The following is a 12,874-nucleotide window of genomic DNA, read 5'->3' as shown; positions in this document are numbered from 1 at the left end:
CGTGGCGCGCCACCGGTTTCCCTCATTCCGAGCAGCGCTCCCGGGAGTCGGAGCAGGCAGAGGGCAGGATTAGTCCCCTCAGCGGTCTAGCCGGGGGCGTTTACGTGCTGGACTGCACGACCTACCGTGGCCGAGGGACCGATGACTCCGCCTGGCGAGGGATGTCGGGAGCGGCTGTTCTATGTGACGACTTCGTGGTGGGCGTCGTCGTCAGGGACGTGCCCGACCGCATCCCGGCAAGGCTGGAGGCGGAACCGGTTATCAAGCTGCTGCGTGACAAAGCATTCCTCGCCGCCTTCGACGAGTACGAGGTTCGCGGTCCGCACATTCCCCAGCCCGTCGAGTACGTCACTCTCTCCGACCCCGATCATCACACGGTAGTACGCCGCCCTCCGCGTTCGGCCGTGGAGTTACTGCACCCGGCGCGTGCGGTCGTGCCCTTCCACGGCCGGGAGGAGGAGCTGCACGCACTGACCGCGTGGATGCAGCAGGCCGACAGCGAGGTTGCGGTGCTGCACGCCCCCGGCGGCCGGGGCAAGACCCGGCTCATGGTGGAGCTCGCCCACCGCCTCCAGCCGCGGTGGTCTATCGTCTGGCTGCGTCCCGGTACTGCACCGGGGCCCCATACCTGCGCGCCCGGACTGCCTCTGATGATGGTGGTCGACGGTGCCGACGGCCGCATCGAGGAGACGCGTGCGGTACTGGAGTTCACCGCGCGGCATCGCGGAGCGCCAGTCAGGGCGGTCCTCCTCGCCCGTTCGGCCGGCGACTGGCGCGAGGAGGTCGCCGGTGATTCCCTCCAGCTTGGATCGATGCTGTCGGCCGCGTTGGTCCATGAGCTCGCGGAACTGCCGCTGGGCGACCTCGACGGCTATCTCACCGCCGCCCACGCCCTGGCCGAAGAGCTGGAAGCGCTGTCCGGTCAGAAAGGGTCCTTAAAGGGCTGGTTCACTGAACGGACCCCGCCTCCCCTTCCTGAGAACACTGACGGCTCCCCGCTTACCTTTCACATGGCCGCCCTGGTGCATCTCCTGGACGCGGCGCAGGGGGTAGCGGCCCCCGCAGGTGACACATCGGCGGTCGAGGAACGTCTCCTGCAGCACGAGCGGGCGCACTGGCGTGGCACCGCCAGTGCGCACCGGATCTATCCTCCTCTGCTGCGCAGGACGCTAGAGGACGTGGTGGCCGCGGTCGTGGCCCTGGGGCCGAGCGGTCCGCGCGAGACGACCGCCGTACTCGCCCGAGTGCTCGGTGACGACAACGGCGGCGGAGTGCCCGGCGGGGTCCGGGCCGTGCACGCCTGGGTCCTGGCCGCGCTCCCGGCCGAGGGCGGCGCCATCGGGCGTCTGCGGCCGGACCGGCTGGCCGAACGGCTGGTGGGCGAGCATTTCCGAAACAGCCCGGGCCTGGTCGACGCGCTGCTGCCGACCGCGACACCCGGTCAGGTCACCAGATTCCTCACCCTGGTCACCCGGGCCTCCGTGCGGGGGGCCGGCCCCAGCACTGAGGAACTGACCGACTGGTGCCTGCGCCACCCGGCGGCGCTCGGTCCGGCAGCCGTCGCCCTGGCCTCCCGTCTGGAAGAGCCGGCCCCCCTGCTGGCCGCGCTGCAGGCTCTCATCGACCGCCCCGACGCCACGCTCGACGACCTCGAGCACCTGGCCGCGGCTGTCCCGCCCCACCCATATCTACTGGCACCCTGGGTGCTGGCCCTGCACCGGCGCATCGTCGCGACCCACCGGCTGCGTGCCGCCGACGACCCCGAGGCACGCCCGGGTCTTGCCGTTGCCCTGCGGGAGATGTCCAAACGCTTGTCTTCCGTGGGTGAGCGGGAGAAGTGCCTTGACGTAATACAGGAGGCTTACGACCTGTGGCGGGAGATCCCGGCGGACCATCCGCGCCACCAGGCCGAACGGGGAGCCTGCCGCGTCAACTCGTCCCAGTTCCTCAGCGATGTCGAACGCCGACGGGAGGCGTACCAGGCCGCGACGGAAGGCGCGGAACTGCTGCGCGCCGCGTTGCGCCCCGACGACTGCGAGAGCCGGGTGAACCTGGTGAAAGCCCTGGACACGCTTGCGGTGGCCGCGAAAGCCCTCGGAGACTACGACACGGCGTGGCGCGTGGTCGAGGAGAGCAGGGAACTGTGCGAGGCCCTGTGGGATGGCGATCCGGAGGCGCACGACTCCCTCATGGTGAACCACCTGAATAACCACGCCATCGTCGCGATGGAATCCGGCTGCCGCGACAACGCCCTGGCATCGACCCGCAGGGCGGTCAAGCTCCGGCGGCGGCTCGCCGACGAGAACCCCGACGCCGAGCTGTCGGGGCTCGCGCTGATCCTCGCCACCGCCTCCTCTGCGGCGCAGTTGGCCGGTTCCCACCGCGAGGCGCTGGGCAACATCCGTGAATCCGTCGCCATTCGCAGGCGGCTCGCCGAGGCACGCCCGCGTGTGTACCAGGCGGACCTCGCGAACGGCCTCAACAGTCTGGCCATCGACCTCGACAACCTCGGGCACCATGCCGAAGCGCTCGACGCAGCCGAGGAATCGGTATGGCTCCACCGTGACCTGGCCGACGAACAACCGCACATTCATACGCCCCGTCTGGCACTGGCCCTCAACACCCTGGCGCTGAAGCGTCAGACCAACGGCTACCGCCGCCGGGCGCACCGCATCGCGAAACAGAGCGTCCGCCTCCACCGCGAGCTCGCCCGCGTCGAACCGAACAGCTTTCTCAACCTCCTGGCCACGTCCCTCATCACCCTCGCGGGCACGTTACGCGCCGAGGACGGAACACCCCAGGAGACGGCTCGTGCGGCCGACCACCTCCGAGAGGCGGCAGACATCCTCCGGGACCTGGCCCGAACCGCCCCGTCAGCCCACCTCCCGGACCTCGCCGCCTGCCTGAACAACCTGGCAGGCGCCTACCTCGCACTCGGTGAACCGGACAAGGCTCTGGAGACGGTCCAGGAGTCCATGGAACTCAACAGCGAGGCGGAGAGGAACCTGCCGAACCTGTCGGCCGCTTTCGCCGAGCCGATGCTCCGGAACTGGCTGACCGTCTTCAAAATCCACTGCGACCTCGGCGACTTCGACAAGGCGCTCCACGCGGGCGCGCAGGCCCTGCAACGGCTGCGCACACTGACCGTTGAGGCGCCCGCACGCTACGAAACCGATCTGTGGAGCGTCCTGGCAGCTACCGGTGAGCTGCTGTGGGCCAGCAAGGAGCACGAGGAGTCCCTCAAGCGATCTCGGGAAGCACTGGACATCAAGGACCACTGGGTCCGGCAGGACCCCGAACGTCACCGGACTCAGCAGGCCGACGCTCTTGAGATGCACGCGCGACGGCTGTGGTGGCTCGGCCGCACGACAAAAGCGGCCACGACCGCGGACGAGGCGTGCACGCACCGGCGCGCCGAACACCGGCACCATGGCGACGACGCCACCGGGCTCGCCCTGGCACGTTCCGAGGCACTGCTCGCCGAAATGCTGGACGCCTGCGGTCGCTGGCAGGACGCCCTGGCCCCCGTGGACAGCGCTCTCGCCGGGCTGCGTACCCACCACTCCGGTGATCCGTCCGGCCTTCGGGCCGAACTGTCGACCGTGCTCCTACGCCGGGCCGGCTTGCTGTGGCGTGCCGGTGCCCCGTCAGAAGCGGCCGTGAGCATCGAGGAGGCGGTTGCGGTCGCCCGCACCGACGCCGAACCGCCGCTCGCCGACGCCGTGGTGGGCGACGCTCTGCTGCATCGGGCCATACTGTTGTTCGAGGCGGCGGCTGCCTTGGATGAGGCTCCGCCGGAATCCGCCATGTCCCTGCTCACCGAGGTCGTCGAGTTCTGCGCGGCGCTGCCTGAGGACACCTTGGGCGAACTGCTGCTGCGCGCCGGCTCACTGCACGCGTTCGCCACGTGCGCCGTGACCGTGCCAGGCCGGGAGGAGAAAGGAGTCACGGCGAGCGAACACGCCGTGGACATCGTGCGCCGCCTCGATGACGGCTCCCCACCGCTGGGCCCCATATTGACCGAATTCCTCATCGGGCACGCACGGGCACTTACCCTGACCGGAAGGGCGCAGCGCGCCGTGAACGTCGCGCAGGAAGCGGTTCGGCGGGTACGTCTCCACTCCGCCGGGGAACCGCACGCCCACCGTGAACTGCTCGCACGCGCTCTGGCCGCTTTCGCTCGCGCCCGGCTGACGGCCGGCGACCGCTCCGACGCCGCCCGCGCCGCTTCCACCGAGGCCGTCGACCTGTTCCGCGAACTCATCGAGGAGCAACCGCTCGCCCTGGCCCGGCACGCCCGTGAGGCGCAGGAAGTTCACGACCGGCTGCACGCAAGCCGCCCGGGAAGTACGGAAGAGTCGGCTCCGTCCAGCTGAGCGCGGACCGCGCGCCGCCTGTCCAGGCGCAACCATGGAGGGTGCAGCCGAGTGCCGGCGCCGGGCGACCACTGTCTCGCGCTCCTCGCCGGGCAGGGCGGCCCTGCCCGGCGAGGCGGCTACGCGCCCTTGTCAGCAGCGAGCGATCCGAATCGGAGGCATTGCGATCTACAGGTGCGGTCAAGTGCAGGCCGCCCCGCTCTCCCAGTCGCACACTGCCCGTCCCCATTCCCTTCCCCCTTCTCCTGGCGGTGAGGTGGTCGCCGGGGGGCATACAGGGGATGTCGGGCTCCCGACCACGGTCAGGCCAGCGTGGTGACCTGCGAATACGTGAGCCGGGCCCGGACAGATACGGGCCGGTGTCGGCAAGGATGCCAGAGGGGTTGTCAGCATGCTCGGGGGTGGTGTTGTCGGATCGTGACCATGGTCGGGCCTGCGTGGTCGGTGCTGTGGTCAGGGTCGGCTGCTGGCGTGATCCGTAAGCGTGGCACCCGTGGGGACGGTGCCGCACCGAGCGGATGCGGGAGCAGGGCGACGATGAGGTATGTGGACGCGGGCGGTACCGACCGGCTGGCGGTGTTGGTGCAGTACCGGATGGCGACCACCGAGCAACTCCACCTGCTGCTGACACCGGATGTCCGGATCGAGCAGACCCGGCGACGTCTGGCCAAGCTGCGCTATGAAGGGCTGGTGGAGCGGATCACGCTGCCGCAGGCCGGAAGGCTGCGGGTGTGGCTCCCCACCGCCTACGGGGTGCAGATCGCCGGCGAGTGGCCCGAGCTGCGGGGCCAACGGTCCTCGAGGACGGTGTCGGATCGGACCGCGGTGCGGTTGCGGGCCGGGCACGGGCTGACGGTGACCGCGGTGGCGCTCGCGTTTGTGCAGGACGCTCGCCGCCACGGCGACACCTGCCTGCCACTGGACTGGATCCCCGAGGTCCACCACCCCCTCGGGGGCGGCGAGGCCGTCATCCCCGATGCACTGTTCTACTACCGCAAAGGGTCCGATGGGCGCGGTGCGATGCTGCGGGCGTTCATGGAAGTCGACCGGGCCACCATGGGACCAGAGCGCCTCGGTGCCAAACTCGGCGCCTACGCACGCCTCCACAGTTACGTGCCACGCCCGCGTCCGGCACGCGACGCCGGCCGGTGGGGCCGGAGCCGCCGCAGGAGGAATGGCGACGCCGCTACCCGCTCTTCCCCAGGCTGCTGTTCATCCTCGACGGCACCGGCCCCACCGGGATCGACAACCGTATCCGCGCCCTACACACAGCCGCCGGCCAACTCACACCGGACGCTCTACTGGGCGTCCCCGTCCTGGCCGCGGCACTGGCCGACATCTTCCACGACGGGCCCTGCGCACCCGTCTGGCGCCCCGTCCAGGATCCCGACCAACACGTCGGCTGGAGCCACTGAGGACCTGCTTCTCTGAAGTGCCGGCCGCTGATCTGACGGTCCCAGGCCAAAGCGGCTTCAGAGGTTCTCCTGCGTCGGTGGTGGACCGTCCCGCGGGAACAAGAAGTTCTCCCACGCCTCCAGCCCGAACAACATGAGCACGAGCAGCACCGGCAGGAGCAGAGCGATCACGACCATGACGCCTCCCGGTGGAGCAGTGATCACGGCAACGCGGTGGCAGAACTCCTGACCCAGACTGGTCCGAACGGGAGAACGGCGCTCACTCGACGGCGGGAGACTACGGGCCGTTCGGGTGAATTCCGAGCGGTAAAGCTGATCATCACCGCTGCAATGATCAGTCCCGCCGCATCTCATACCGCTGCCCACACCACCCACAGAGCCGTGGCCGGGCTGCGCACCACCGTGGTCGGGACTGCGGTCGGATGCCGACCAAGCAGGTCAGTGCACTGCACAGACCAAAGCAGCGGATTACGCAGCCGCCCGCCCACTGCACACGGGGCATCCCGGCGCGCCCAGAGTGCACCCCACCCCAACCATGACTCCGACCACGGCCAGCAACGACCCCAACCATGCAGGTCAGCGCGCTGCACAGACGATTGCGCAGCCACAGAACACCGGCCTTCGGCGCCGGGACCAAGAACCGTCACCGTTCGGCGCGGTCGCGCGTTGCGCAGCCCTTGCACAGGACCGGACTGCCGGCAGTGGCGTCCGGTGCTGTGGCGGGTGGCTCTGTTCATGGAGTGCGACAGCACTTGCTCATGACTGGGAGGCCTCCCCCGCCTCGCCCGGAATCAAACGGTACGTGGCATCGGACGGCACGTGCGGGGCCTCCTCCTGGCTGCAGGGGGCCAGCGTCGGGTGGCAGAGACGGTAGGGCTGAGCCCGATGAGGCAGCCTCCACGCGCACGGGGCGCCTGTCGACTTTCGCAGTTCCGGTCCTCTAGTCTAGGTAGACCTACCTACCTAATCTGGAATGTGATGAGCAAGACCGATGCGAGCGTGGCGGGAAGCGGACGGCGGCGACCGGCCCGGGAACGACTCCTGGAGGCGGCGGCCCGGCGCTTCTACGCTGACGGTGTGGCGGCGACGGGGATCGACACGATCACGGCCGAGGCCGGCGTGGCGAAGATGAGCCTGTACAACAACTTTTCTTCCAAGGCTGACCTGGTCAGGGCCTACCTGGACGCCCGGCACGAGGAGTGGCTCGGGCTCTATCGAGCCCGTCTGGAGCAGGCCGAGGGCCCGCGCGAGGGTGTGCTGGCGGTCTTCGATGCGTACGCGGACCACGCGGCGTTTGCGTACGAGCACGGGTTCCGCGGGTGCGGGCTGCTGAACGCCGCCGCCGAGCTCCCGGCCGGCGACGAGGGCCGGGCCGTGGTCCGCGCCCACAAGGAAGAGGTCGAGCGGCTGATCGCCGGGCACCTAGAGCAACTGCTGCCCGGTCGGACCGAAGAGGCGCGCGCGGCAGCCGAGCACCTGTCCTTCCTGCTGGAGGGCGCGATGGCCCGCGCAGGCTTGGAGGGCGACGGTGAGCGTGTCCAGCACGCCCGCTCGATGGCCGCGGCCCTGCTGGACCGGCTGTGACCGGCATCGACCGCGGCCAGCCAATGGGGATCGGGGCCCTGTGCGTGCTGGCCGCTTCGGTGCTGTGGGGGACAACGGGTACGGCCGCCACCTTCGCCCCGGACGTGGGCCCGCTCGCGATCGGGGCCGTCGCCATGGGTCTCGGTGGACTGCTCCAGGCCCTGATCGCCGCTCCGCGGATCGCCCGCTACGCATCCCGGCTCCGCGACCAGCGCGGCACGGTGCTCCTCGGAGCCGCCTCGGTGGCGGTCTACCCCTTGGCGTTCTACAGCTCCATGCACCTGGCCGGAGTCGCCGTCGGCACCGTCGTATCGATCGGCACCGCCCCTCTCGCCTCGGCCCTGATCGAACGGGTCGTGGACGGCCGCCGACTCACCCGCCGCTGGGCCCTCGCCGCCGCCCTCGGCTTGCTCGGCACCGTCCTGCTGTGCGTCGCCAAAGCCGCCCACGCCACCGACGACACGGGTCGCACCTCCACGGTCGGCACGCTGTTCGGCATCGGCCTGGGACTCGCAGCCGCCGCCACGTACGCCCTCTACTCCTGGGCCGCGCACAGGCTCATCACCCGCCAGATACCCTCGCGGGCGGCGATGGGCGCCATCTTCGGACTCGGCGGACTCCTCCTCCTGCCAGTCCTCCTCGCCACGGGCGCCCCGCTCCTCGCCTCCTGGCCCAACGCCGCCGTCGGCACCTACATGGCGCTCGTCCCCATGTTCGCCGGCTACGTCCTCTTCGGCTGGGGCCTCGCCCACGTACCCGCCAGTACCGCCACCACCCTGTCCCTGCTCGAACCGGCCGTCGCCGCCGTCCTCGCCGTCATGGTCGTCGGCGAACGCCTCCCCGCCAGCGGCTGGATAGGCATTGCCTTCGTCATCACCTGCCTCGCGGTCCTCACCACCCCCACACCCACCCGCCGCCCACGCGACCAACTGCCGAATTCCATGGACCACGACAGCATCCTTCCCATGAAGGCGGCAGGTGCCGTCCAAAGTGGTGAACATTCAACACGACACAGCTGACGCGCCTCCCGAAGTCATGAACAAGCGCTGTCGGACCTCAGGTTTGGCTCAACTTCTGTGAAGGCGGCTGGTGCTCTGACCTTCGGGCAGCACTGGGTTCCGGTCCGCTCAGGCCAGGTGCCTGTGGACGCTCTGAGAAAGGACGTCCTCACCCTGTTTCACAGAAGTTGTGCCAGAGCCGGACCTCACGAACAAAGCCATGCGGATTTCCGACCATGGGCCCCGCCGCTCCACTGTTGATCGTGCGGATCGCGAATCCGGAAGCCGACTGGTCGACAGCAGGTACGGCGGAAGCGGAGGAATACCGGCCCGGTCGGGCCATGCCTGCGCAGGCTGCCCAGCCCGGTCGCGATGAGGGGAATCTTCCGGTCGTGGAGATGACGGTCCTCCACCTGCTCGCCCTGCCACGGATGGTGGGCGAGGCCGGCCAGACGCGGGACTCCGCGGCGGGGGTTGCGCTCCCCGATCTGGTCGGACACAGGCAGTGCCGACGGGTGCGGCGCTTGGTCGTGCCCGGATCCATCAGCCCCCGGCCAGCAGCCGCCGGGCCTCTTCACGGGCCCGTACGAAGGGTTCGGGCAGGACACCGAGGCCGTGGGCCACAAGCGCTCCCTCGTGCAACAGCATGAGTGTCTGGCCGAGACGACCTGGGTCGCTGGAGCCGGTCTCGCGGGCGAGCGTGGTGAACAGTTCCAGCATCCATGCCTTCTGCGCCGTGATGACCGCGTAAGCCGGGTGGGCGGGGTCTTCGATCTCTGCATGCGCGTTGATCATGCTGCACCCTCTGGCTCCGTACTCCGCCGCCCACGCGCGTGAGGCGTCGAAGACCGCGAGGATGCGGGCGGCCGGCTCCTGCCCCGCCACCGCGTCCAAGTGGTCGCCAAGGAGTAGCCTCCAGCGTTCGTCCCGGCCCGCCAGGTACTCCACGACGATCCGTTCCTTGGAGCCGAACCGGTCGTAGAGGGTCTTCTTCGTCACCCCAGCCTCGGCGGCGATCAGGTCCACACCAACGGCGTGGATGCCGCGCGTGTAGAACAGCCGCTCGGCGGCGTCCAGGACGCGGCGCGCGGCAGGGGTCATCCGGATGCGGGCCGGGTGCTGTGCGGGCTCCATGCCCCAGAAGTATACCGGTCTGTATAGTGGGCACTCGAGGGGACTATACCGATCTGTTTACTTGAGGTGGTCTCCGTGAACGTCCTGCTCCCGATCGCCTTCGTGCTCTGCTGGAGTTCCGGGTTCATCGGCGCCAAGCTCGGCGCCGACAGCGCCCCCGCGCTCACCCTGCTGCTGTGGCGGTTCCTGCCGCTCGCCGTCCTCCTGCTCGCCGCCGCGGCCGTCTCCCGAGCCGCCGGGAGGAGGCCGGCCCGGCTGGACATCGGGCGGCAGGTGATGATCGGCCTGCTCTCCCAGAGCGGCTACCTGCTCAGCGTCTACTACGCCATCCAGCTCGGGGTCTCCAGCGGAACCACCGCCCTCATCGACGGCGTCCAGCCGCTCGTCGCCAGCGCACTGGCCGGACCACTGCTGCGGCAATACGTCTCGCGCCGACAGTGGCTCGGCCTCGGGCTCGGGCTGGCCGGGGTCGCCACAGTCACTCTGGCCGACGCCGCCGAGACGGGGACCGACGTGGCCTGGTGGGCCTACCTCGTGCCGTTCCTCGGCATGCTGTCGCTGGTGGCGGCCACCTTCCTGCAGGGACGTGCCCGGATCCCGGTCGCACCCCGGGCGGCCCTCACGATCCACTGTGTGACCAGTGCAGTCCTCTTCTCCATCCTGGCTCTCAGCTTCGGTGCCGCGACACCGCCCACCGACTGCTCCTTCTGGCTGGCGACCGCCTGGCTCGTCATCCTGCCCACCTTCGGCGGCTACGGACTGTACTGGCTGATCCTGCGCCGCTCCGGCGTCACCGAAGTCAACAGCCTCATGTTCCTGATGGCCCCGGTCACGGCCGTCTGGGGCGCCCTGATGTTCGGCGAACCGTTCAACGCCGCGACCGCCCTCGGTCTGGCGGCCGGCATCGCGGCCGTCGCCATCGTCCGCCGCGAGGCCGCACACTTCACCCCTCCGGACTCCCCCGCTCCCGTTCCGTCACCCTCCACGCGTCAGCGAGTGCGGTGACGAACAGCAGGCCGTCACCCAAGCCGGCGGCCGGCTCCGCCTCGCCGGGCCGCCCCCCGTCCTGCGCGTCCTGCAGCTCGTCGGCGTCGACCAGCTCCTCGACTGCCGCGACACCCTTCACCACGCCCTCACCCCCTGATCGCCCGCAGCCGCAGCCGGGCACACGCACAGGTCCGCCTCGGCACCAACGCCCGCGGCCGGGCACCAGCGCCCGTGGCCACAGTCGGCGACAGCCGGCGCTTCCAGGGCCACCGCGAGCACCACCGCCCTCACCCCCGAGCAGCTGGCTCCGTCAGTGCCTCGACGGGTGACCTCTTGCCGGAGCGGTCGTTGAGCAACACGGCACACTCACGCGCCATCCGCCGTCTTCTCTCCCGTCGGCGGATACCGCGAGAGGCGAGGGTCAGGGCATCTGTCGGCCCTGGGCCCTCGCCTCTTGTACAGCGCTCCCCTTCCCGCCCGGCACGTATCCGTCCCAGGACGGCCATGTCCACTTCCGTACACGTCCGCCGTCGGCTCTGAGCGGTATGTGACCCTGGCTGTGTTCACGAGAACGGGTTCTGGCCCAACTTCTGTGAAGGCGGCTGATGCTCTGACCCTTCGGGCAGTACTAAGTTCGGGTCCGCCCAGGTCAGGTGCCTGCGGACGATCTGAGCAAGGATGTCCTTGTTCTGTTTCACAGAAGTTGAGCCAGAACCCGAGAACGAACAGCACATGTTCGCCACTTCGGGAGGCAGCGGAGGCACCACGGATTCGAACGGCCCGCGAGCTTCGATTGCGCAGGGCGGAGCGTTTAGTCCCACCAGTCGTCGCCTGTGTGCCAGCGCCGCACCCACTCCTCGAAGCCCCACGTGTGGTCATTACGCGATGGGATGGCACCGACGTCGGCGACCATCCACACCTCGCCGCGGCGGCGGCCGGCGGTGAGCAGGAGCCAGAACGACTGCCCGTCCTCGGACCCGAGGACCACGGATCCCTTGTTGAATACGGCGTCGATCCGCGGATCGTCCTCGACGGGGTCGACGCTTTCGTCGTCCTCCCATGCCCAGGCTGCCTCCAGGGGGAACGGTTCGCCCGGCTGTCGTGGGCCGAGGTCGGGCCACGCGCCGGGCAGTCGACCGAGTGGCTGAAGACCGCCGTCGCGGGCGGGGCCGAGGCTGGAGCCGTTGCTGATCTCCGCGATAAAGGTCCTGTACGGCTCAGGGAGGACGACCCGGTTCTCCCGCTCCCATTCCGCGACGGCCTCATGCCCGAGTGCCGGTTCGCGCCCTTCCGGCGGGAACGCGGAACGCAGGAAGTCGAGAGTGGCTTCGCCGGGACGCTGATCACTTGTAGCTGTCACGTAAGCATGCTGGCAGAAAGGCCTCCAGCCGATCGCCGCCCCCTCCGGCAGCTGTGCCGCCCGAAGTCGTGAACATCGAACAGGGCCGGGTCGAGCTGCCTCCCGAAGTGGCGAACATGTGCTGTTCGTTCTCGGGTTCTGGCTCAACTTCTGTGAAACAGAGCAAGGACATTCTTGCTCAGATCGTCCGCAGGCACCTGACCTGGGCGGACCCGAACTTAGTACTGCCCGAAGGGTCAGAGCATCAGCCGCCTTCACAGAAGTTGGGCCAGAACCGGTTCTCGTGAACACAGCCACCTGCGGCTCGTTCACCACCACCGCCAGCACCGGCGTCGACGCGCTTAAGGTGTACTGCCGCGCCTGCCGCCGCCCCTACAAGGACGTCGTCGGCAAGGACTGCGAAGCGCTCGTAGACAACCGGCACCTCATCGGCGGCGACCAGACGGTACGTGCCAAGAGGAAGATACCCAGCCGTCCCCGCACGCCAAGCTCCTGTCCGGCGGCCACATCCAGCGGCGCGGCATCGGCGCCTGCGTCTCCGGTGCCTCCCGCCTCGCCTGATAGGACCCCCCGTGCGTGTCTTTCTCCCCGGCGCGCTGTGCGGTGGCCTCATCTACTACGGCACCGGCCACGGGCAGCTCTCCGCGGTCGTCTTCGCTCTCGTCGCCATCGTCACGTGGCTCGGGATGTCCTGCGCCGTGATCGCCCGGGACAGCTCCCGCAGTGGGGCTGACTGGGACGACACTGGCTGCCCTGGTGATCGCGCGCCGCGTAGCCCGCGACGCAAGCCGGCGGGCCTTCCTACCGTTCGCCGCGTGAACCCTCCAACACAGCCCTCACCGCTCCCCAGCCACCAGACACCGCGGCGGCGCCTCACCCGCGACCTGATCGGCCTCTTTCTGGTCGTCGTCGGGACGGTCGGCCTCCTAGTGCCGTGAGTCGGAGATTCTCTGGCAGTAGGCGGCGACCTTGTCGAGGATCTCGTCGGCGGTCTTCGTCCAGTCGAAGGGCCGGGGGTTG

General features: G+C 69.4%; 8 protein-coding genes. 6 read left to right on the top strand and 2 right to left on the bottom strand.

The window, feature by feature from the left end:
• Positions 1–197: 197 nt before the first annotated feature.
• The 4 genes from ACIF8T_RS38035 to ACIF8T_RS38020 all read left to right on the top strand — a co-directional run bounded on the left by ACIF8T_RS38035 (position 198) and on the right by ACIF8T_RS38020 (position 8,394).
• Positions 198–4,376 carry a hypothetical protein gene (locus ACIF8T_RS38035; RefSeq protein ID WP_400041760.1) on the top strand — a complete coding sequence of 1,393 codons (4,179 nt, stop codon included), beginning with the start codon at positions 198–200 and terminating at the stop codon, positions 4,374–4,376.
• A 537-nt stretch (positions 4,377–4,913) separates the two neighbouring features.
• A complete protein-coding gene (locus tag ACIF8T_RS38030; RefSeq protein ID WP_400041759.1) occupies positions 4,914–5,807 on the top strand; it encodes a replication-relaxation family protein in 894 nt (297 codons plus the stop codon).
• A 962-nt stretch (positions 5,808–6,769) separates the two neighbouring features.
• Positions 6,770–7,375, top strand: coding sequence for a TetR/AcrR family transcriptional regulator (locus ACIF8T_RS38025; protein ID WP_400041758.1), 606 nt, complete (start codon positions 6,770–6,772; stop codon positions 7,373–7,375).
• A 23-nt stretch (positions 7,376–7,398) separates the two neighbouring features.
• The gene (locus ACIF8T_RS38020) at positions 7,399–8,394 is read left to right on the top strand and encodes a DMT family transporter (RefSeq protein ID WP_400041797.1); all 996 of its coding nucleotides are present in this window, start codon (positions 7,399–7,401) and stop codon (positions 8,392–8,394) included.
• Positions 8,395–8,916: 522 nt separating this feature from the next.
• On the opposite strand, the gene ACIF8T_RS38015 is transcribed toward ACIF8T_RS38020, so the two are convergent.
• The gene (locus tag ACIF8T_RS38015; RefSeq protein ID WP_400041757.1) at positions 8,917–9,507 is read right to left on the bottom strand and encodes a TetR/AcrR family transcriptional regulator; all 591 of its coding nucleotides are present in this window, start codon (positions 9,505–9,507) and stop codon (positions 8,917–8,919) included.
• Positions 9,508–9,582: 75 nt separating this feature from the next.
• On the opposite strand from ACIF8T_RS38015, the gene ACIF8T_RS38010 reads away from it, so the two are divergent.
• Entirely contained in the window at positions 9,583–10,512 is a 930-nt protein-coding gene (locus ACIF8T_RS38010; protein ID WP_400041755.1) for a DMT family transporter, read from the top strand.
• Between the two features lie 793 nt (positions 10,513–11,305).
• Here the strand turns inward: ACIF8T_RS38010 and ACIF8T_RS38005 are convergent.
• Positions 11,306–11,854: an SMI1/KNR4 family protein gene (locus ACIF8T_RS38005; RefSeq protein ID WP_400041753.1), complete on the bottom strand. Its 549-nt coding sequence runs from the start codon at positions 11,852–11,854 to the stop codon at positions 11,306–11,308.
• Positions 11,855–12,669: 815 nt separating this feature from the next.
• Here ACIF8T_RS38005 and ACIF8T_RS38000 point away from each other — a divergent pair.
• Positions 12,670–12,792, top strand: a complete 123-nt coding sequence (locus ACIF8T_RS38000; protein ID WP_400041751.1) for a hypothetical protein — start codon at positions 12,670–12,672, stop codon at positions 12,790–12,792.
• Positions 12,793–12,874 lie beyond the last annotated feature (82 nt).

It is taken from the genome of Streptomyces sp. NPDC085946 (genome assembly GCF_044540485.1).
Lineage (GTDB): Bacteria > Actinomycetota > Actinomycetes > Streptomycetales > Streptomycetaceae > Streptomyces.
This window is presented reverse-complemented; position numbering and strand designations above follow the sequence as displayed.

What these genes read in the sequence shown, in the direction of transcription:
- ACIF8T_RS38030 (WP_400041759.1), top strand. Translation starts at nt 4,914, where the DNA reads ATGAGGTATGTGGACGCGGGCGGTACCGACCGGCTGGCGGTGTTGGTG.
- ACIF8T_RS38025 (WP_400041758.1), top strand. Translation starts at nt 6,770, where the DNA reads ATGAGCAAGACCGATGCGAGCGTGGCGGGAAGCGGACGGCGGCGACCG.
- ACIF8T_RS38015 (WP_400041757.1), bottom strand. Translation starts at nt 9,507, where the DNA reads ATGGAGCCCGCACAGCACCCGGCCCGCATCCGGATGACCCCTGCCGCG.
- ACIF8T_RS38020 (WP_400041797.1), top strand. Translation starts at nt 7,399, where the DNA reads ATGGGGATCGGGGCCCTGTGCGTGCTGGCCGCTTCGGTGCTGTGGGGG.